At 72.3% G+C, this 17,382-nt stretch carries 21 protein-coding genes; 11 read left to right on the plus strand and 10 right to left on the minus strand.

What is annotated here, in order from left to right; genetic code table 11:
- Positions 1–6: 6 nt before the first annotated feature.
- Positions 7–1,305 (plus strand): MFS transporter, encoded by a 1,299-nt coding sequence (locus ACIBK6_RS15865; RefSeq protein ID WP_399051799.1) that lies wholly within the window; start codon positions 7–9, stop codon positions 1,303–1,305.
- Here ACIBK6_RS15865 and ACIBK6_RS15870 read toward each other — a convergent pair.
- Positions 1,267–2,127 (minus strand): spermidine synthase, encoded by an 861-nt coding sequence (locus ACIBK6_RS15870; protein WP_399051800.1) that lies wholly within the window; start codon positions 2,125–2,127, stop codon positions 1,267–1,269. The two genes, ACIBK6_RS15865 and ACIBK6_RS15870, sit on opposite strands and share 39 nt — an antisense overlap.
- Before the next feature lie 140 nt (positions 2,128–2,267).
- Positions 2,268–3,437, minus strand: a complete 1,170-nt coding sequence (gene tuf / locus ACIBK6_RS15875; RefSeq protein ID WP_399051801.1) for an elongation factor Tu — start codon at positions 3,435–3,437, stop codon at positions 2,268–2,270.
- A 366-nt stretch (positions 3,438–3,803) separates the two neighbouring features.
- Here tuf and ACIBK6_RS15880 point away from each other — a divergent pair, with 366 nt between their 5' ends.
- Positions 3,804–4,508, plus strand: a complete 705-nt coding sequence (locus ACIBK6_RS15880) for a TVP38/TMEM64 family protein (RefSeq protein WP_399051802.1) — start codon at positions 3,804–3,806, stop codon at positions 4,506–4,508.
- A gap of 79 nt (positions 4,509–4,587) precedes the next feature.
- Here the strand turns inward: ACIBK6_RS15880 and ACIBK6_RS15885 are convergent, their stop codons facing one another.
- Positions 4,588–4,959, minus strand: coding sequence for a hypothetical protein (locus ACIBK6_RS15885; protein ID WP_399051803.1), 372 nt, complete (start codon positions 4,957–4,959; stop codon positions 4,588–4,590).
- 283 nt (positions 4,960–5,242) lie between these two features.
- Here ACIBK6_RS15885 and ACIBK6_RS15890 point away from each other — a divergent pair, with 283 nt between their 5' ends.
- From ACIBK6_RS15890 to ACIBK6_RS15905, 4 genes are all read left to right on the plus strand, one after another.
- Complete coding sequence (locus tag ACIBK6_RS15890) at positions 5,243–5,419, plus strand: hypothetical protein (RefSeq protein ID WP_399051804.1); 177 nt, start codon at positions 5,243–5,245, stop codon at positions 5,417–5,419.
- Positions 5,420–5,605: 186 nt separating this feature from the next.
- On the plus strand, positions 5,606–5,803 hold the full coding sequence (locus tag ACIBK6_RS15895) for a hypothetical protein (protein ID WP_399051805.1): 198 nt from the start codon (positions 5,606–5,608) through the stop codon (positions 5,801–5,803).
- A 53-nt stretch (positions 5,804–5,856) separates the two neighbouring features.
- Positions 5,857–6,657 carry a GNAT family N-acetyltransferase gene (locus ACIBK6_RS15900; RefSeq protein WP_399051806.1) on the plus strand — a complete coding sequence of 267 codons (801 nt, stop codon included), beginning with the start codon at positions 5,857–5,859 and terminating at the stop codon, positions 6,655–6,657.
- Positions 6,658–6,874: 217 nt separating this feature from the next.
- On the plus strand, positions 6,875–7,219 hold the full coding sequence (locus tag ACIBK6_RS15905; RefSeq protein ID WP_399051807.1) for a hypothetical protein: 345 nt from the start codon (positions 6,875–6,877) through the stop codon (positions 7,217–7,219).
- A gap of 94 nt (positions 7,220–7,313) precedes the next feature.
- Here ACIBK6_RS15905 and ACIBK6_RS15910 read toward each other — a convergent pair whose 3' ends face one another.
- Positions 7,314–8,099, minus strand: a complete 786-nt coding sequence (locus ACIBK6_RS15910; protein WP_399051808.1) for a crotonase/enoyl-CoA hydratase family protein — start codon at positions 8,097–8,099, stop codon at positions 7,314–7,316.
- Between the two features lie 83 nt (positions 8,100–8,182).
- Here ACIBK6_RS15910 and ACIBK6_RS15915 point away from each other — a divergent pair, with 83 nt between their 5' ends.
- Positions 8,183–8,668: a nuclear transport factor 2 family protein gene (locus ACIBK6_RS15915; protein WP_399051809.1), complete on the plus strand. Its 486-nt coding sequence runs from the start codon at positions 8,183–8,185 to the stop codon at positions 8,666–8,668.
- 142 nt (positions 8,669–8,810) lie between these two features.
- Positions 8,811–10,382: an apolipoprotein N-acyltransferase gene (gene lnt / locus ACIBK6_RS15920; protein ID WP_399051810.1), complete on the plus strand. Its 1,572-nt coding sequence runs from the start codon at positions 8,811–8,813 to the stop codon at positions 10,380–10,382.
- Here the strand turns inward: lnt and ACIBK6_RS15925 are convergent.
- Entirely contained in the window at positions 10,306–11,211 is a 906-nt protein-coding gene (locus ACIBK6_RS15925; RefSeq protein WP_399051811.1) for a Gfo/Idh/MocA family protein, read from the minus strand. The two genes, lnt and ACIBK6_RS15925, sit on opposite strands and share 77 nt — an antisense overlap.
- Entirely contained in the window at positions 11,208–12,446 is a 1,239-nt protein-coding gene (locus tag ACIBK6_RS15930) for an FAD-dependent monooxygenase (RefSeq protein WP_399051812.1), read from the minus strand. Before ACIBK6_RS15930 ends, ACIBK6_RS15925 begins: the two co-directional genes overlap by 4 nt.
- 75 nt (positions 12,447–12,521) lie before the next feature.
- Between ACIBK6_RS15930 and ACIBK6_RS15935 the strand changes: the two genes are divergently transcribed.
- From ACIBK6_RS15935 to ACIBK6_RS15945, 3 genes are all read left to right on the plus strand, one after another.
- The gene (locus tag ACIBK6_RS15935) at positions 12,522–13,124 is read left to right on the plus strand and encodes a TetR/AcrR family transcriptional regulator (protein ID WP_399051813.1); all 603 of its coding nucleotides are present in this window, start codon (positions 12,522–12,524) and stop codon (positions 13,122–13,124) included.
- Between the two features lie 39 nt (positions 13,125–13,163).
- Positions 13,164–13,700 (plus strand): DinB family protein, encoded by a 537-nt coding sequence (locus ACIBK6_RS15940; RefSeq protein WP_399051814.1) that lies wholly within the window; start codon positions 13,164–13,166, stop codon positions 13,698–13,700.
- 144 nt (positions 13,701–13,844) lie between these two features.
- The gene (locus ACIBK6_RS15945) at positions 13,845–14,300 is read left to right on the plus strand and encodes a hypothetical protein (protein ID WP_399051815.1); all 456 of its coding nucleotides are present in this window, start codon (positions 13,845–13,847) and stop codon (positions 14,298–14,300) included.
- A 21-nt stretch (positions 14,301–14,321) separates the two neighbouring features.
- Here ACIBK6_RS15945 and ACIBK6_RS15950 read toward each other — a convergent pair whose 3' ends face one another.
- From ACIBK6_RS15950 to fabG, 4 genes are all read right to left on the minus strand, one after another.
- Entirely contained in the window at positions 14,322–14,795 is a 474-nt protein-coding gene (locus ACIBK6_RS15950) for a hypothetical protein (protein WP_399051816.1), read from the minus strand.
- A 158-nt stretch (positions 14,796–14,953) separates the two neighbouring features.
- Positions 14,954–15,637, minus strand: a complete 684-nt coding sequence (gene ung / locus ACIBK6_RS15955) for a uracil-DNA glycosylase (RefSeq protein ID WP_399051817.1) — start codon at positions 15,635–15,637, stop codon at positions 14,954–14,956.
- 97 nt (positions 15,638–15,734) lie between these two features.
- Positions 15,735–16,496: an SDR family oxidoreductase gene (locus ACIBK6_RS15960; protein WP_399051818.1), complete on the minus strand. Its 762-nt coding sequence runs from the start codon at positions 16,494–16,496 to the stop codon at positions 15,735–15,737.
- Between the two features lie 17 nt (positions 16,497–16,513).
- Positions 16,514–17,275, minus strand: coding sequence for a 3-oxoacyl-ACP reductase FabG (gene fabG / locus ACIBK6_RS15965; protein WP_399051819.1), 762 nt, complete (start codon positions 17,273–17,275; stop codon positions 16,514–16,516).
- Positions 17,276–17,382 lie beyond the last annotated feature (107 nt).

The following is a 17,382-nucleotide window of genomic DNA, read 5'->3' on the forward strand; positions in this document are numbered from 1 at the left end:
CCCTGGGTGACTTCCGCCGCCGCCCCTTCGCATCCGCGCCGCCCGTCCTGGGCGGGCCGCAACTACACCCTGCTGACCGCCGCCGCGATCGTGACGAACCTGGGCAGCCAGGGCGCGCTGATCGCGGCGGCGTTCGCGGTGCTCCAGTCCGGGGGCAGCGGCGGTGACGTGGGTCTGGTGGCGGCGGCCCGCACCGTGCCGCTCGTCCTGTTCCTCCTGGTCGGCGGCGCGCTGGCCGACCGGCTGCCGCGGCACCGGGTGATGGTGGCGGCCAACTCCCTCAACTTCCTTTCGCAGGGCGCCTTCGCGCTCCTCGTCCTGACCGGCGAGCCGAAGCTGTGGCAGATGATGGCGCTCACCGCGCTCGGCGGCGTGGGCCAGGCCTTCTTCGGCCCGGCCTCCGAGGGCATGCTGATGTCCAGCGTCTCCGGCCCGGAGGCCGGGCGCGCCTTCGCGTTCTACCGGATGGCCATGCACGGCGCGGGCATCGGCGGGGCCGCACTCGGCGGCGCGCTGATCGCGGTGTTCGGCGCGGGCTGGGTGCTCGCGATCGACGCGGCCGCCTTCGCGGTGGCGGGCGCGCTGCGCGCCTTCCTCGACGTGAGTCACATCCCGGCGCGCGCACCCGGCGGCGGAATGGTCTCCGATCTCCGGGAGGGCTGGCGGGAGTTCGTCTCGCGGCCGTGGCTGTGGTCGATCGTGGTGCAGTTCGCGGTGGTCAACGCCGTGGTCGCGGCGGCCGAGGCGGTGTACGGGCCGCTGGTGGCCCGCGACGAACTCGGCGGCCCCGGCCCCTGGGGGCTCGCGCTCGCCGCGTTCGGCGCCGGCACGTTCGGCGGCGCGCTGCTGATGATGCGCTGGAAGCCGCGCCGCCTGCTGCTCGCGGGCACACTCAGCGTCTTCCCGCTGGCCCTGCCCTCGGCGGCGCTCGCGGTACCACTGCCGATCGTCGCGCTCGCGGCGGTCATGTTCCTGACGGGTGTCTCCATCGAGGTCTTCGGCGTCTCGTGGATGACCGCGCTCAACCAGGAGGTCCCGGAGGAGAAGCTGTCCCGCGTCTCGGCGTACGACTGGCTGGGTTCGATCGCCATGGTGCCGCTGGCCACCGCGATGGCCGGGCCCGTGGAGAGCGCGGCCGGCCGCACCTCCGCGCTGTGGGGCTGCTCGACGCTGATCGTGCTGCTCACCGCGGCGGTGCTGTTCGTCCCCGACGTACGCCGTCTGACCCGGCGCACCGAGACGGTGGCCGCGGGTGGTCCCGAGGCGTCAGCCGATACTGAAGGCGCCGTCGGGCGGCTCGGGTGAGGCCTGCGCGTTCTCGTCACCGACCGGTGCGGCGCCGGCGATGAATCGGCGCAGCGCGTCGCCGTGCTCGACCCGGGCCGGGAAGGCGTCCCCCGCCGTGCGCCGGGCGAGCGCCGCGACGTCCAATGGGCGCGCCGAGGCGAGCAGCACCGCGTTCCCGAAGCGGCGCCCGCGCAGCACCGACGGTTCGGCGATCAGCGCGACCTCCGCGAACACCGCCCGGAAGGTGGCCAGTTGGGAGCGGAGGAAGGCGAAGGGGGCGCCGTCCGCGAGGTTGGCGGCGTAGATGCCGCCGGGCCTCAGGACCCGCTGGGCGATCCTCGCGTACTCGATGGAGGTGAGGTGCGCGGGCACCCGTGAGCCGCCGAAGACGTCCGCGATCAGCAGGTCGGCCGAGGCGGCCGGCGCCCGCCCGGTCCAGGCTCTGGCGTCCGCCGCGTGCAGGGTGATCCCGGCGTCGGGCGGCAACGGCAGGTGTTCCCGGACGAGTTGGACGAGCGCCCGGTCCGCGTCCACGACGTCCTGGCGGGAGCCGGGCCGGGTCGCCGCGACGTAGCGGGGCAGGGTGAGCGCCCCGCCGCCGAGGTGCAGCACGTCCAGCGGGACGCCCTCGTCGGCCGCGCAGTCCACGACATGGGCGAGCCTGCGTACGTACTCGAACTCGATGTACGTCGGATCGTCCAGGTCCACGTACGACTGCGGGGCGCCGTTCACGGTCAGCAGCCAGGCGCGCTCCCGGTCGACGTCGGGCAGCAGCTTGGCGGTGCCCCCGTCGACTTCCCGGATGACGGGGATCGGTTCGGCGCGCGGATCGTCGTTCACCGTCCCATTGTGCGCCCGGCGGCCGGGGCGGGGCCGACGGGCCCCGGCCGTCAGACCCGAGGGCCTTTGCGGCGGTGGCGCGGGCGGCGGCCCGGGTGAGCCCGCCCCACCCCCGGTATGCGGGTGAGGCGGGCCGTTGGTCAGGCCAGTGCGCTGACCGTGCCGGCGCCGACGGTGCGGCCGCCCTCGCGGATGGCGAAGCCGAGCCCCGGCTCCAGCGGCATGTCACGGCCGAGTTCGACGGTCATGGTGACCGTGTCGCCGGGCCGCGCGACCGCGAGCTCGCCGAGGTCGACGTCGCCCACCACGTCCGCGGTGCGGATGTAGAACTGCGGCCGGTAGCCGGTCGCGATGGGCGTCGAGCGGCCTCCCTCGCGTGTCGACAGGACGTACACCCGGGCGGTGAACCTCCGGCTCGGCGTCAGGCTGCCGGGCTCGGCGACCACGTGCCCGCGGCGGACCGCGTCGCGCGGCACGCCGCGCAGGAGCAGCGCGACGTTGTCACCGGCCTGCGCCGACTCCATGGGCTTGCCGAACGTCTCCAGGCCCGTGACCACCGACTCGGCTTCCGCGCCGAGGACTTGGACCCGGTCGCCGACCCGGATGGTGCCGCGCTCCACGGCTCCGGTCACCACGGTTCCGCGCCCGGTGATGGTGAGCACGTTCTCGACCGGCAGCAGGAACGGCGCGTCGACATAGCGCTCGGGCATGGGCACATAGGTGTCCACGGCGTCGAGCAGCGCGCCGATCGCCTCGGTCCAACGTGGCTCGCCCGCAAGGGCCTTGAGCCCGGAGACCCGTACGACGGGCACGGAGTCGCCCCCGTATCCGTGCGCGGAGAGCAGCTCGCGCACTTCGAGCTCGACCAGGTCGGTCAGCTCCTCGTCGCCCGCGTCGGCCTTGTTGAGCGCGACCACTATGTGGTCGACACCCACCTGCCGGGCGAGCAGTACGTGCTCGGCGGTCTGCGGCATGATCCCGTCGAGCGCGGAGACGACGAGGATCGCCCCGTCGAGCTGGGCCGCGCCGGTGACCATGTTCTTGACGTAGTCGGCGTGGCCCGGCATGTCGACGTGCGCGTAGTGGCGGGTGTCCGTCTCGTACTCGACGTGCGCGATGTTGATGGTGATGCCGCGGGCGGCCTCCTCCGGGGCCCGGTCGATCCGGTCGAACGGCACGAACGTGCCGGTACCGCGCTCGGCGAGCACTTTGGTGATGGCGGCGGTCAGGGTCGTCTTGCCGTGGTCGACGTGGCCCATGGTGCCGATGTTGAGGTGGGGCTTGGTGCGTACGTATGCCGTCTTGGGCATGGCTGAGTGTCCCTCGCGTGGTCGCGGAGCTGTGCTGGGACCCCTGGATCCGGCCGACCCTCCCCGTGCGGGGTCCGCCGGACTTTCCGGGAAGGGTCAGCTTCGGGCGCCGCCGACGGGCGCTGCGGGTGCGACTGCGTACGCCGCTGCCGAGACGGCAGCCTTCGGCGCGTCCGCGACTGCGGACGGCGCTGCGAGGAAGGCGTACCGGGACATGCCGCTGAGCATGCCTGGCGGTCGGGCGCGCGTCGAATGGTTTTCGGCGGGCGGGACGGGCAGGGGCTCAGGCCTTGCGGCCCGCACGCCGCGGCCTGCCCCCGCCAGACGTTGCGGCGATCACATCCGCCCGTCGGTTAGTCTCCCCGGATGCTCGAGCCCGCCGTCCGCCCGTCCCCCGGCCTCGCCGCGCGCTGCACCAGAGCGCTGCTCTCGCCGTGGTCGCGTCTGTCGCTGCTCGTGCTGCTGCTCGCGGCCGCCGCGACCACCGTGCTGATCGTCCAGCCGCAGCGGCTGCTCGCCGACGGCTGGCCGCCGGAGCTGGGCGGGGCGGGGGCGGTGGTGCTCTTCGCGGCGGCGTACGGGCTGTGCACGGCGGCGTTCGTGCCGCGCCCGATCCTGAACCTGGCGGCGGGCGCCCTGTTCGGCACCCAGGCCGGTCTCGCGGCCTCGCTCGCGGGCACGGTGCTCGGCGCGGGCATCTCGTTCGGTCTCGGCCGGCTGCTCGGGCAGGACGCGCTGCGGCCGCTGCTGCGCGGACGCTGGCTGAAGGCGGCGGACGGGCAGCTGTCGCGGCACGGGTTCCGTTCGATGATGGCGATCCGGCTGTTCCCCGGGGTGCCGTTCGCGGCCGCCAACTACTGTGCGGCGGTCTCCCGCATGGGCTGGTCGCCGTTCCTGCTGGCGACCGCCCTCGGCTCGGTCCCCAACACCCTGGCGTACGTCGTCGCGGGCAGCAGCGCCTCGTCGCCGACCTCGCCCGCCTTCCTGATCGCGATGGGGTTCATCGTGCTCAGCGCGGTCGCGGCGGCCGCGGTCGCCTGGCGCAAGCGGCACCGTCTGCGGGGGCGGTAGGGGACCGCCACGGCGCTTTCGCCGGGCTGCTTCGTGTCGGCCTTCGTTCGGCGGACGCCGAGTTGACGTCCGGAACCCCTCAGTCCGCCGACTCGGGGCCGTCCCCCTTGAATTCCTCCGCGCGCAGCGCCAGGTCCTGCAGTACATCGGCCGACGACACGTCCTGCTCTCCGGAGTCGTGGACATGGGCGAGGGCCACATAGGCCAGGCTGAAGGCGGCCACGAGCTGGCTGATGGCCCCGCCGACCTCCCTCGCCACGAGGGTGGCCATCTCCTGCGGGGTGGCGTCCGCCGGGATCTCGATGTGCGGCATCGTCTCGTTGAGCAGCGCGGTGACGATGCCGGTCCCGATGTCCTGCCGCTGTTCACCGTCCTCCTCGATGCGGCGGCGGTAGTCCCCGGCCTCGGTGAGAATGCCGATCACTCGCTTGAGAACCTCGCTCTGCTCCATGCCGCGAGGATAGGCGGACGATTGGATCCGCCGGGCGTCGAACACCCTCGGCCAAGACGCCCATGCCGTCGGCCAGTTGGTCATTCGGCCGAGGCGGTCGGCGGTGCGTGCCGTCGCCGGCGCACCACCCAGGCGTCCAGAGCGGGGAGTTGGCGGTGACACGCCATGCTTGGGCCGTGCGACCAGGGGTGTATCGCCCGTCCCATCCTCCTCAACTGCCGCACGATGGCTGAGAGTTCCGACTTCGTGGCGGTGGGTCACCTCATGGCCGTAGGCTTGCCCCATGCCCCCGACTTCCGACTGCCGGTACGTTCGCCCCGCCGACGTGGTGAACGCGGAGATCCGCTCCCTGTGGGAGCGGTCCGACGGACATCTGTGCCCCGGCGAGGAGGAGCGCTACCGGTGGCTCCTGATCGAGTGGGCAGCGGCGATACGCACCGACACCGCCCAGGCGGCCTGACACCCGGGCCGTTTCCGCCCCCTCCGCGACCTGCCCCGGGCCGCGTCCAAACCCTCCGGGCCTTGACGCCCGGGCCGCCTCCAAACCCCCCGCGGCCTGTGACCTTGAACACCATTGACCGCGCTCACCTGCTGTTCAGCCCGTTCGACGGGGCCGACTGTCCGAGGGGCCCCGTAGCCTGGTCGCATGTCTTCCTCCTCCGACCGGGCCGCTTCCGTGCCGTCCGACGCCGACGCCGCCAACGACGCCATCCGCGCGCTCGTCGATGGCGCGGACGGGCAGTGGCCTGCGGAGGAGTACGAGCGGCTGCTCGCCGAATGGGCCGAGGCCGTGGGCGAGGCAGCGCCGCTCGCCGCGTCGGCGACCTCGAAGCCGCAGCGCTGAGCCGCCCGAATTTCCAGTTGCTGTGGCGCTCCTCACGATGCTGGAGTGGCCGGATGGACACCAACGCGCCGGACAGCGGCACCAATGACGAACTGCTTGCTGTCTTCGACCGGCAGATGCGGGAGAACGCCCTGGCCGACGGTCCGGGGACGACGGTCGAGCGGGCGGGCGACGTCGTACGGCACGTGGGCCCCGGCCATGTGTGGAACGGCGTCCTCTGGTCAGATCTGACGGCCGCGACCGCCGACGCGGAGATCGCGGCGCAGGTACGCCACTTCGCGTCCCTCGGCAATGAATTCGAGTGGAAGCTGTACAAGCACGACTGCCCCGCCGATCTCGGGCAGCGCCTGCGGGCGGCCGGTTTCGAGGCCGAGCCCGAGGAGACCGTCATGGTCGCCCGCGTGGCGGACCTCCCCCTCGACGCCGAGCCCGCCGACGGCATCACTCTGCGTCCGGTGACCGACGCGGCCGGGATCGACCTGATGATGTACGTCCACGACCGGGCCTTCACCAAGGACTCCACCCGCCTCAGGGAACGGCTGCTCGCCCAGTTCGCCGAGGCCCCCGAGACCGTCACTGCGGTCGTCGCCATGGCCGGTGACCTGCCGGTGAGCGCGGCCCGGATGGACTTCCACCCGGGTACGGAATTCGCCAGCCTGTGGGGCGGCGGCACCCTCCCCGAGTGGCGCGGCAAGGGCATCTACCGCGCCCTGATCGCCTACCGCACCCGCATCGCCGCCGAGCGCGGCTACCGCTACCTCCAGGTCGACGCCTCCGACCAGAGCCGCCCCATCCTGCAACGCCTCGGCTTCGTGCCGCTGACCGTGACGACGCCGTACATCCGCCAGCCGTAACCTCGGCCACCCACCGCGGAACGACGCTCTCGGCCCCTGCGGCCGGTCGGCTTGGCCGCCGGCCGCGGAGTACGCAACCCGCGTAACCCACAGGGGCCAAGGCAAATCGGTTCATCAGCTCCCTTACGAGTGACGCCCGGTCGTAAGAAGCAGAATCCCCCAGAAGCCGGGACAGCCTGAATCGGAATCTAATTCTCCGTATTCAGGAGTGCCTTACATGCGTTTCCGCAGCACCGTCGCAGCCGCCCTCGGCGCGCTCGCGCTCGTCGTGGCCCTGCCGACGTCGGCAGGCGCGGCCACCGGCGAGTTCACCTACACGTACACCGACCACAACGGCGAGCCTCACGTCGGCCGACTGATCGACCCGCGCAGCCGGGAGTGCGTCAAGCTGGACGAGGTCGCCGATCCGCACCGCAGTCCCGCCCACTCCCCACGCAACCGGACCGACGCCACCGCGGTGGTCTTCACCGACATCCACTGCAAGGGCGACCACTTCAGCCTGCGCCCGCACGGAGGGCACGCCTCCGAGCGGCTGAAGGTCCGCTCCGTCCGCTTCAGCTGACCCCGCAAGACTCCCCGGTACGGGCCTCGCCCGCCCGTACCGGGTGCAGTACCGGAGCCCTCGTCGCCCCCAACTCGGCGCCGGTGCACGCCAGTTACGGCCGGCTGTCGAACGCCCCGTGCCGACCGGCCCCGGTGGCGAACCTGGCCGCGCCCTCGGCCGCCTCCCCCAGTGCGTGGACGCCGTGCCGCACCTCGTTGAGCAGGGCTTCCGGTTCGGTCAGACCCTCCTGTTCGAGCAGCGACATCCGGTCGTGGCGCATGCAGGTCCCCGGGAACGCGGCGATCTGCGCGGCGAGTTCCTCGGCGGCGGCGCGGGCGGTTCCGGTCGGCACGATCCGGTCGGCCAGACCGATGGCCCGCGCCTCCGCCGAGTCCACCGGCCGCCCGGTGAGTACGAGGTCCATGGCGCGGCCCGCCCCGATCAGCCTCGGCAGGCGTACCGTCCCGCCGTCGATCAGGGGCACGCCCCAGCGCCGGCAGAACACCCCGAACACGGCGTCCTCCTCCATCACCCGCAGATCGCACCAGAGCGCGAGTTCGAGGCCGCCCGCCACCGCGTGTCCGGCGACGGCCGCGATCACCGGTTTGGAGAGCCGCAGCCGGGTCGGCCCCATCGGCCCGTCGCCGTCCTCGGCCACCGTGTTGCCGCGCTCCGTACCGATCGCCTTCAGGTCCGCGCCCGCGCAGAACGTGCCGCCCTCGCCCCACAGCACCGCCACCGCGGCCCGCTCGTCGGCCTCGAAGGCGCGGAAGGCGTGCGCGAGCGCCCGCGCGGTCGGGCCGTCCACCGCGTTGCGCGCGCCGGGACGGGAGAGCACCACGGTCGTGACCGGGCCGCGCCGTTCGCTGCGTACCGCTGGGGCAGTCTCATCTGTCATGGCGCCAGCGGTAGCACGGCCCGCCAACCAGCCACAAGTGCCGGGCTCTTGGAGTTCCGGGCCGACTGCCGGAGACTGAGCCGATGACGCAGCGCGTGGATCTCGGGACCGTGTTGGACCGCTTGGCCATCGACGAACTCATCACCGGATACGCCGCGGCCGTCGACGACGGGGACTGGACGGCCTACCGCGCCCTGTTCGCCGCCGGCGGCCGCGCCGACTACCGCGCATCGGGCGGCATCGAGGGTCCCGCCGAAGAGGTGGCCCAGTGGCTGGCGGAGACCATGCGGCTCTTCCCGGTCCGCCAGCATCTGATCGCCAACCGGCTGCTGACCCTCCAGGACCTCGGCGGCTACCCGGGCGACCGGGCCGAACTCCGCGCCGACTACCTCAACCCGATGTGCTTCGGCGCCACGGGAGACGGCGACGGCCGGTCGACGGCGCCCGATTTCGAGTCCGGCGGACGCTACGCCTTCTCGCTGGTCCGGGCCGATGCGGGCTGGCGGCTCCAGTCGGTGACCGTGCACGAGAAGTGGCGGCGCGTCTCGGGGGCGCTCGCCGGGGCGTGAGGGCGCGGACAGGGCGCGGTGGGGCCCGAGCCGCGGACGGGGCGCGCCGGGCCGCTCCCGCCATCTGTGCGCGGCTGTCCCGCTCCCGCACACTGGTGGTACGGGACCACATGTGATCACGGGGTGGGCAAGGAGGCGCGGTATGCGGATTCCGGTCGGCCGTCACCGTCCACGTCTGGATTCCGCGTGGTGGCGCGGCGCTGCCGCACTACTCGCCGGGGCGCTGCCCGCGCTCGCCTTCCCGGCGCCCTCGCTGTGGTGGTTCGCCTACGTCGCCCTCGTGCCCTGGCTGCTCCTGATCCGCTCCGAGCCCACCGCGCGGCGGGCCGCGCTCGACGGCTGGCTCGGCGGCACCGGGTTCATGATCGCGGTGCATCACTGGCTGATGCCGAGTCTCAACGTCTTCATCGTGGTCCTGGCCGCGCTGCTGGGGCTGCTGTGGGCGCCGTGGGGCGTGCTCGTGCGCTCGACGCTGGGCGGCCGCCCCTCCGCCGCCCGCGCGCCGGCCGCGATCGCGGTGGTGCCGTCGGGCTGGCTGATGGTGGAGCTCGTCAGGTCGTGGCAGGGGCTCGGCGGGCCCTGGGGGCTGCTCGGCGCCAGTCAGTGGGAGGTCGCTCCGGCGCTGCGGCTGATGTCGGTGGGCGGGGTCTGGCTGGTGAGCCTGCTCGTGGTGGCGGTCAACACGGCCGCCACGCTCTGTGTGGCGCTCCCCCATGTGCGTACCGCTGCGGTGGCCGCGCTTGTGGTGTGTGCCCTGATCACGGGGGCGGCCTGGATGTGGGCTCCGCACACGGAGCGGGACGGCCGTCTCAGGGTCGCGGTGGTGCAGCCCGGTGTGATCGAGAACGGCGATGCCCGGTTCGCCCGCAGCGAGGCGCTGACCCGCTCGCTGGCCGGGCAGCACGTGGATCTCGTCGTGTGGGGCGAGAGCAGTGTGGGCCAGGACCTGGCGGCCCGGCCGGACCTGGCCGCGCGGATCGCGACGCTGTCCAAGGATCTCAACACGGACATCCTGGTGAATGTGGATGCGCGCAGGTCCGACCGGCCGGGGATCTTCAAGAGTTCGGTCCTCGTCGGACCGCAGGGGCCGACCGGGCAGCGTTACGACAAGATGCGGCTCGTACCGTTCGGCGAGTACATCCCGGCGCGATCGCTGCTCGGCTGGGCGACCTCGGTCGGCAAGGCAGCGGGCGAGGACCGCCGACGCGGCACCACGCCGGTGGTGATGACGCTGCCGTCCGCGGTGCGGGTGGGACCGCTGGTGTGCTTCGAGTCCGCGTTCCCCGACATGAGCCGTCATCTGGTGCGCATGGGCGCCCAGTTGCTCATCGCGCAGTCGTCGACCTCGACGTTCCAGGACACCTGGGCGCCCGCCCAGCACGCCTCGCTCGCCGCGCTGCGCTCCGCCGAGACGGGCCGCCCGATGGTCCATGCCACACTGACCGGAATCAGCGCGGTCTACGGTCCGGACGGCGAACGCGTCGGCAAGTGGCTCGGCACCAGCGGCAGCACGGCGGCCGTGTACGACGTCCCCCTCGCCAGTGGCGCCACCCTCTATGTGCGCCTCGGCGACTGGGCGGTGTTCTCGGCGCTCGCGGTACTCGCCGTGTTCTGCGCGGCCGAGGGCGCGCGGGCGCTCAGGAAGCCTGCTCCAAGGCCTCCCGTACCACCCTCTCGCACAGCTCATGGGTCGCCAGCGCATCCTGTGCGCTGAGCGTCTTCCCGGCCCGTACGGCGTCGAGGAAGGCGAGGACGGACTGCTCGATGCCGCGCTGGCGGGCCACCGGCACCCAGTCGCCGCGGCGGCGCACGCTGGGCTGGCCCTTGTGGTCCACGATGTCGGCGAGGTTGAGGACCTGGCGCTTGGTGTCCTGGCCCGAGACCTCCAGGACCTCCTCGGTGGATCCGTTCATCCGGTTCATGGTGCCGATGGCGGTGAAACCGTCGCCGGAGAGCTGGAGCACCACGTGCTCCATCAGCCCCTCGCGGATCCGGGCCCGCACGACGGTGTGCTCGATCGGTCCGGGAACCAGGAAACGCAGCGTGTCCACGACGTGGATGAAGTCGTCGAGCACCAGAGTGCGCGGGTCCTCGGGGAGTCCCACGCGGTTCTTCTGCATCAGGATCAGTTCGCGCGGGTGGTCGGCGCACTGGGCGTAGCCGGGCGCGAAGCGCCGGTTGAAGCCGACGGCGAGGCTGACGCCGCGCTCCTCGGCGAGCGCCACCAGCCGCTCGGATTCGGCGAGTTCGTACGCCAGGGGCTTGTCCACATAGGTCGGTACGCCCGCTTCGAGCAGCCGGGTCACGATCGGGGGATGCGCCGCGGTCGCGGCGTGCACGAACGCCGCGTCGAGGCCCTGCGCGAGCAGCGAGTCGAGATCGGTGTGGCACCGCCCGGCCGGAATGCGGTGGGTGTCGGCCAGCGCCGCGAGGGTCGCCGGGGTGCGGGTCTGCAGGTGCAGTTCCGTGCCCGCCAGCGTGGTCAGAACCGGCAGATAGGCCTTCCGCGCGATGTCCCCGAGTCCGATGCATCCGATCTTCACGGAGTCTCCTGTCGCCGCGTGGTGTCCTGCTCCCTTGCCTGGTCAGCATACGGGCGCCGGGGCGGCTGCCAGGTGGCGATGTCAGCGAAGGAGCGCAGCATGAAAGCGGTGCCGTACGTGGCGGCCGCGCCGATCAGGGTGTTGCGGACCGCGATGCCGACCGGGTTGCGCATCATGGTGAGCCGTGCGGTCCGCTCCGCTTGGCGGACGATGCCCATGGTGCGGGGCAGCCGCTCGGCGGTGTAGCGGGCGAGCCCGGCGGCCGGATCGCCGGACGGTTCCGCGTGGTGGGCGAGCACGATGGCGTCCTCGATGGCCTGGTTGCCGCCCTGGCCCAGGGTCGGCGCCATGGCGTGGGCGGCGTCGCCGACGAGCGCGACCCGGCCGCGGTGGTAGGCGGGCAGCGGCCCGGCGATGTGGTGGACGTCGTTGCGCAGCACCGGAGCGCCCTGGGCCGCGTCGAGGACGGCCGGGACCGGGTCGTGCCAGGTGCCGAACAGCCTGCGCAGTTCGGCCGGTTCACCGTCGGCGGCCCGCCCGCCCGGCGGGGTCCTGGCCGCCGCGTACGCGTAGCTGCGGCCGTCCTTCAGGGGCTGGGTGCCCCAGATGCGGCCGGGCCCCCAGGTCTCGTGCGGCGCGAAGGGCCGGCCGAGGTCGGGCACCACCACGCGCCAGGTGGTGAATCCGGAGTACGCGGTGCCCGGGTGGCCGGGGAAGAGGGCCGTGCGCAGGACGGAGTGGATGCCGTCGGCGCCCACGACCAGGTCCGCCTCGATGTCCCCGTCGGCGGTGCGGACCACCGCGGGGCGGTCGGCGGCGCCGGGGTCGACCAGTTCGGCGGCGGCTCCGGTGCGTACGGTTCCCGCGGGGAGCGCGGCGGCGAGGGTGTCGACCAGGGTCGCCCGGTGCAGCAGGACGACCGAGCCGCCGAAGGCCTCGGCCGCGGCCTGCGGGTCCGTACGCAAGAGCCAGCGGCCGCTCGGGGTGCGGATGCCGCCGTCGCCCTGCCAGGCGGCGAGCGCTCTGATCTCGTCCCCGAGACCGATGACGTCGAGCGCGCGCTGGGCGTTGGGGGCGAGCCCGATGCCCGAGCCGACCGGTTTCAGCTCCGCGGCCCGCTCCAGGACGGTTACGCGCCAGCCGCGCCGGATCAGGGCCGCGGCGGCGGTGAGCCCGCCGATTCCGCCGCCTACGACCACCGCACGGGATGCCCCGCCGCCGCTGCACACGCCCATGACGACCCCCTCGGTACTACGCCCGTAGTGAGCAGCATCGTACTACAGGCGTAGTAACAGCGGTAGATTGATCCCATGGCCGCACGCACCCCGGGCACCTCACGTGCCGAACTCATCGCCGACACCGCGCTGGCCCTGCTCGTCGAGCGGGGCATGCGCGGGCTGACCCACCGGGCCGTGGACGAGGTCGCGGGGCTGCCGCAGGGCTCCACCTCCAACCAGGCGAGGACCCGCCAGGCGCTGCTCGAAGCGGCGGTCAGACGGCAGGCCGAACGGGAGGCCAGGGTGCTCATTCCGGCTGAGCTTCCGGTACCCGGCGGCGGCATCGAGGACCTGGCGGCGGCGCTGGCCCGCGCACTGCACCGCCATCTCACCGGCCACCGCGAACTGCTGGTCTCCCGCTACGAGTTGGCGCTCGAAGCGACCCGGCGTCCCGAGCTGCGCGCGTACTACGACGCGGCGGGGCGGCAGTTCAGGGAGCCGCTGGTGGCGCTGATGAAGGCGGCGGGGTCCCGCGCGCCCGAACGCCATGCGCTCTCCCTGATCTCCTGGAGCGAAGGACTGATGTTCTCCTGCACTGCGGGTTCGTATCACCACGAGGTGCCCGCCGAGGCCGAGATCCGCCGGGGCTTCACCGAGTTGCTGCGCGGGATGCTGACCGGGGAGCCGCTCGGATAACGGCTGGCCCCCGTCACGGCGGTCGGCGAGGATGTCGCCATGACGACCTCCGAAACACCCTCGGCCGAGACGGCCGAGCGCAGCGAACCCGCTCTCGACGCCACGGAGCGGGCCATGCTCGACGGCTGGCTCGAATACCACCGCGAGACGCTGGCCCGGAAGTGTTCCGGGCTCACGGACGAGCAGCTCAAGTCGGCCGCGGTGCCGTCCTCGACGCTCACCCTGCTCGGTCTGCTGCGGCACATGGCCGAGGTCGAACGGTGGTGGTTCACCACGGTGTTCGGCGGCGAGCCCGACGTCCCGGTGTATTCGACCGAGGAGGACCCGGACCGCGACTTCCACGTCGGGCCCGAGGACACGTATGCGCAGGCGCTGGCCACCTGGCGCGGCGAGCTCGCCACCGCACGCGACCACGCCGCCCCGCACGAGCTCGACGAACTCAGCGCGGGCACCAGCCGCAACGGCCGGCACTTCAACCTGCGCTGGATCTACACCCACATGATCGAGGAGTACGCCCGGCACAACGGGCACGCCGATCTGATCCGCGAGGCGGTCGACGGCTCGACCGGAGAGTGAGAGCCGGAGACTGAGAGCCGGAGACTGAGAGCCGGAGACTGAGCGAGCCCGCGTGGTGGGCAGCGGGGCGGCGATGTCACTCGTGCGGGCCATTCCCGGACCGCTGCCCCGCCGAACTCCCGCTCCGGCCAGCACAGTTGGCGGATGCACCGAACAACAAACGCGCTGAAGCTCCTGACGGCGGCTGCGGCCCTGACCGTCTGCGGATGCGTCTCGGGCTGTGTCTCCGTCGAGGCCCGTCCCGCGCCCGCCCGGCCGCCCGCCCCGCCGGCCCGACACCAGGAGAGGGTCGGCCCGCAGATCGTCCAGGCGCCGGCCCGCGAGGGGCTGGACACAGTCCCGCCTGCGAACACCCCGCCGCCACCGCTGCCCGCGGCGCCGGAGGCCGTCGAGCCCGAGGCCCCCGCGGTGCCGCATCATCGGCGCGGCCGGACCGAAGCGCCCGCACCCCGGCCCGCCGCGAAACCCCGCAAGAAACACCCCCGGCCCGCCCCCGCACTCCCCTCGATGGGCGACATCTGCGCGCTGGGCACGGGGTACGGAGGCTGGTCCAAGGACAGCCCCCAGGCCCGTATCTGCCGAGAGGCCTACGGCAATTGACGGACAGTCAGACGGAAAACGTCATACGGCGTCCAGCTGCCGTTCCAGGCGGCCGAGCGCCTCCCGGATGCCGTTGCCGTACGCGTCGTCGGAGAGCGCGTCCAGGGCGGTGTGGGCCCGGTCGAGATGGAGCCGGGCCTCCTCGGGGCGGTGCAGCTTCACATAGTCGGCGGCGAGGTTGAGGTGGAGAGAGGGGTAGAACGCGCGTACCGCCAGCGAGGCGTGGTGTTCTTCGAGGCGCTCCTGGCTCAGCCCGTCGGCTGCCGCCAACGCCCTGAGGTCCCAGGCCAGTTCGTCCCCCGCATCGTCCTGCGCGTCGGCCATGTAGTGGGCGAGGGTGCAGCGGTGGAGCGGATCGCCGTGTTCGCCGATCTCCGTCCAGAGATCGCCGAAGCGGTTGCGCGCCTCCTCGCGATCCCCGCCGTGCAGCAGCATCATCGCCTGCCCGATGCGGGTCATCACGATGTCCCCCGGAGCTTCCTGCATGTCCGTCACTGCGGTCTCCACCCGTCGCCATGGAAGTCGAACGTCATAAAAGTCGAACGACTCCGACGCTAGCCGCCGCCACTGACAATCGGCCTCAGGCTCGGGCGCGGGCCCCGAGGCTGTCAGCCGGACGCCGTCACGCGCCCGGCCCCCTCCCGCCGTCCGCCTCAGCCCAGGTTCGGAATCCGCCAGTCGATCGGGGCGTGGCCCTGGGCCGCGACCGCCTCGTTGATCTGCGTGAACGGATGCGAGCCGAAGAACTTCTTGGCCGAAAGCGGCGAGGGGTGCGCGCCCTTGACCACGACGTGGCGCTCCTCGTCGATCAGCGGGAGCTTCTTCTGCGCGTAGTTGCCCCACAGCACGAAGACCGCCGGGTCGGGCCGCGAGGCCACCGTGCGGATCACCGCGTCGGTGAACTTCTCCCAGCCCTTGCCCTTGTGCGAGTTGGCCTCGCCGGAGCGCACCGTGAGCACCGCGTTGAGCAACAGCACGCCCTGCTCGGCCCAGGGCATCAGATAGCCGTTGTCCGGCACCTCCAGGCCGAGCTCGTCCCTCATCTCCTTGTAGATGTTGCGCAGCGAGGGCGGTGTCCTGACGCCCGGCCGCACCGAGAAGCACAGGCCGTGTCCCTGGCCCTCGCCGTGGTACGGGTCCTGGCCGAGGACCAGGACCTTCACCTTGTCGTACGGCGTCGCGTCCAGGGCCGCGAAGACCTCCTCGCGGGGCGGGAAGACGGGGCCCTTCGCCCGCTCCGCCTCGACGAACTCGGTGAGCTCCTTGAAGTACGGCTTCTGGAGCTCCTCGCCGAGGACGCCGCGCCAGGACTCGGGCAGCATGGCGGTATCGGTCACGTCAACAACCTCCGTGGGACATTCGGTTCCTGCACCCTCGGCGCAGATTCCAGAACCTACCTGCCACCACTGACAACGCCGCCCGGGCCCCGTCCGCTCAGTGCACCCCGGCGTTCAGGAACAGCCCGCCGTCCACCACCAGTGTCTGGCCGGTGATCCACTCCGACTGCTCGGAGGTGAGGAACGCGGCCGCGCCGCCGATGTCGGAGGGCACTCCGAGCCGGCCCAGCGGATAGGCCGCGGCGGCCTCCGCCTCGCGGCCCTCGTACAGCGCCTGGGCGAACTTGGTCTTGATCACGGCCGGGGCGATCGAGTTGACCCGTACGACGGGCGCGAACTCGTGCGCCAGTTGGAGGGTCAGGTTGACCATGGCGGCCTTGCTCATCCCGTACGCGCCGATGAAGGGCGAGGCCGAGACTCCGGCGATGGAGGCGATGTTGACGATGGCGCCGCCGTTCTCCTTCTGCCAGGCCTTCCAGGTCTGCTGGGCGAAGCCGAGCGCGGAGATCACGTTGGTCTCGAAAACCTTGCGCGCGACGTTCAGGTCGAGCTCGGCGATGGGGCCGAACACCGGGTTCGTACCGGCGTTGTTGACCAGGAAGTCGACGCGGCCGAAGGCCTCCATGGTGCGCTCCACCGCGGCGGCCTGGTGGGCCTCGTCGGCGGCCTTGCCCGGTACCGCGATCACCCGGTCGGAGCCGAGCTTCTCGACGGCCTCCTTGAGGGCGTCCTCGCCTCGCCCGGTGATGCAGACGCGGTCGCCGCGGGCGACGAGTGCCTCGGCGATGCCGTAGCCGATGCCGCGGCTGGCTCCGGTGACCAGGGCCACCTTGCCGGACAGTTCGGGAAGTTCAGTCATGTTCCTTGCCCCTGGCCTTAGTTGAGCGGTCCGCCGGCCACGTACATGACCTGGCCGGAGACGAATCCGGCGTCGTCGCCCGTGAAGAAGGCGATGGCGTTGGCGATGTCCTCGGGCCGGCCGACGCGCTGGACCGGGATCTGGGTGGCGGCCGCGGCCTGGAACTCCTCGAAGCCCATGCCGACCCGGGCGGCGGTCTGCGCGGTCATCTCGGTGACGATGAAGCCGGGGGCGACGGCGTTGGCGGTGATGCCGAACTTGCCGAGCTCCTTGGCGAGGGTCTTGGTGAAGCCCTGGAGGCCGGCCTTGACGGCGGAGTAGTTGGCCTGGCCGCGGTTGCCGAGCGCGGAGGACGAGGAGAGCGAGACGATCCGGCCCCACTTGGCGTCCACCATGTGCTTCTGACAGGCCTTGGCCATCAGGAACGCTCCCTTGAGGTGCACGTTCATCACGGTGTCCCAGTCCGACTCGCTCATCTTGAAGAGGAGGTTGTCGCGGAGCACACCGGCGTTGTTGACGAGGATGGTCGGTGCGCCGAGCTCGGCGGCGACGCGCTCGACGGCCGCCTCCACCTGGGCGCTGTCGGACACGTCGCAGCCGATCGCGACGGCCCGGCCGCCCGCCTGGGTGATCTTGTCGACGGTGTCCTTGCAGGCCGCCTCGTCGAGGTCGAGTACGGCGACGGCCCGGCCCTCGGCCGCAAGCCGGACGGCGGTCGCGGCGCCAATGCCCCGCGCCGCCCCGGTCACGATGGCGACGCGCTGCTCGGTGGTGGACATGCTGTTCTCCTCGCCCTGGGATCCGCGGCCCTCAGTCACTGAGCAACCGCTTAGTAGCTTCAGCAGACGAGACGCTAGAAGCCCTGGCACGCGGTGTCAACGGCCTG

The organism is Streptomyces sp. NPDC050485, from assembly GCF_044458185.1.
Classification (GTDB): Bacteria; Actinomycetota; Actinomycetes; order Streptomycetales; family Streptomycetaceae; genus Streptomyces.

Excerpts from the sequence above, each read along its gene's own strand:
- ACIBK6_RS15890 (WP_399051804.1), top strand. The coding sequence starts at position 5,243 with ATGCCCCCGACTTCCGACTGCCGGTACGTTCGCCCCGCCGACGTGGTG.
- ACIBK6_RS15930 (WP_399051812.1), bottom strand. The coding sequence starts at position 12,446 with ATGGGCGTGTGCAGCGGCGGCGGGGCATCCCGTGCGGTGGTCGTAGGC.
- ACIBK6_RS15885 (WP_399051803.1), bottom strand. The coding sequence starts at position 4,959 with ATGGAGCAGAGCGAGGTTCTCAAGCGAGTGATCGGCATTCTCACCGAG.
- fabG (WP_399051819.1), bottom strand. The coding sequence starts at position 17,275 with ATGTCCACCACCGAGCAGCGCGTCGCCATCGTGACCGGGGCGGCGCGG.
- ACIBK6_RS15960 (WP_399051818.1), bottom strand. The coding sequence starts at position 16,496 with ATGACTGAACTTCCCGAACTGTCCGGCAAGGTGGCCCTGGTCACCGGA.
- tuf (WP_399051801.1), bottom strand. The coding sequence starts at position 3,437 with ATGCCCAAGACGGCATACGTACGCACCAAGCCCCACCTCAACATCGGC.
- ACIBK6_RS15945 (WP_399051815.1), top strand. The coding sequence starts at position 13,845 with ATGCACCGAACAACAAACGCGCTGAAGCTCCTGACGGCGGCTGCGGCC.
- ACIBK6_RS15895 (WP_399051805.1), top strand. The coding sequence starts at position 5,606 with ATGTCTTCCTCCTCCGACCGGGCCGCTTCCGTGCCGTCCGACGCCGAC.
- ACIBK6_RS15935 (WP_399051813.1), top strand. The coding sequence starts at position 12,522 with ATGGCCGCACGCACCCCGGGCACCTCACGTGCCGAACTCATCGCCGAC.
- ACIBK6_RS15910 (WP_399051808.1), bottom strand. The coding sequence starts at position 8,099 with ATGACAGATGAGACTGCCCCAGCGGTACGCAGCGAACGGCGCGGCCCG.
- ACIBK6_RS15940 (WP_399051814.1), top strand. The coding sequence starts at position 13,164 with ATGACGACCTCCGAAACACCCTCGGCCGAGACGGCCGAGCGCAGCGAA.
- ACIBK6_RS15915 (WP_399051809.1), top strand. The coding sequence starts at position 8,183 with ATGACGCAGCGCGTGGATCTCGGGACCGTGTTGGACCGCTTGGCCATC.
- lnt (WP_399051810.1), top strand. The coding sequence starts at position 8,811 with ATGCGGATTCCGGTCGGCCGTCACCGTCCACGTCTGGATTCCGCGTGG.
- ACIBK6_RS15905 (WP_399051807.1), top strand. The coding sequence starts at position 6,875 with ATGCGTTTCCGCAGCACCGTCGCAGCCGCCCTCGGCGCGCTCGCGCTC.
- ACIBK6_RS15880 (WP_399051802.1), top strand. The coding sequence starts at position 3,804 with ATGCTCGAGCCCGCCGTCCGCCCGTCCCCCGGCCTCGCCGCGCGCTGC.
- ACIBK6_RS15900 (WP_399051806.1), top strand. The coding sequence starts at position 5,857 with ATGGACACCAACGCGCCGGACAGCGGCACCAATGACGAACTGCTTGCT.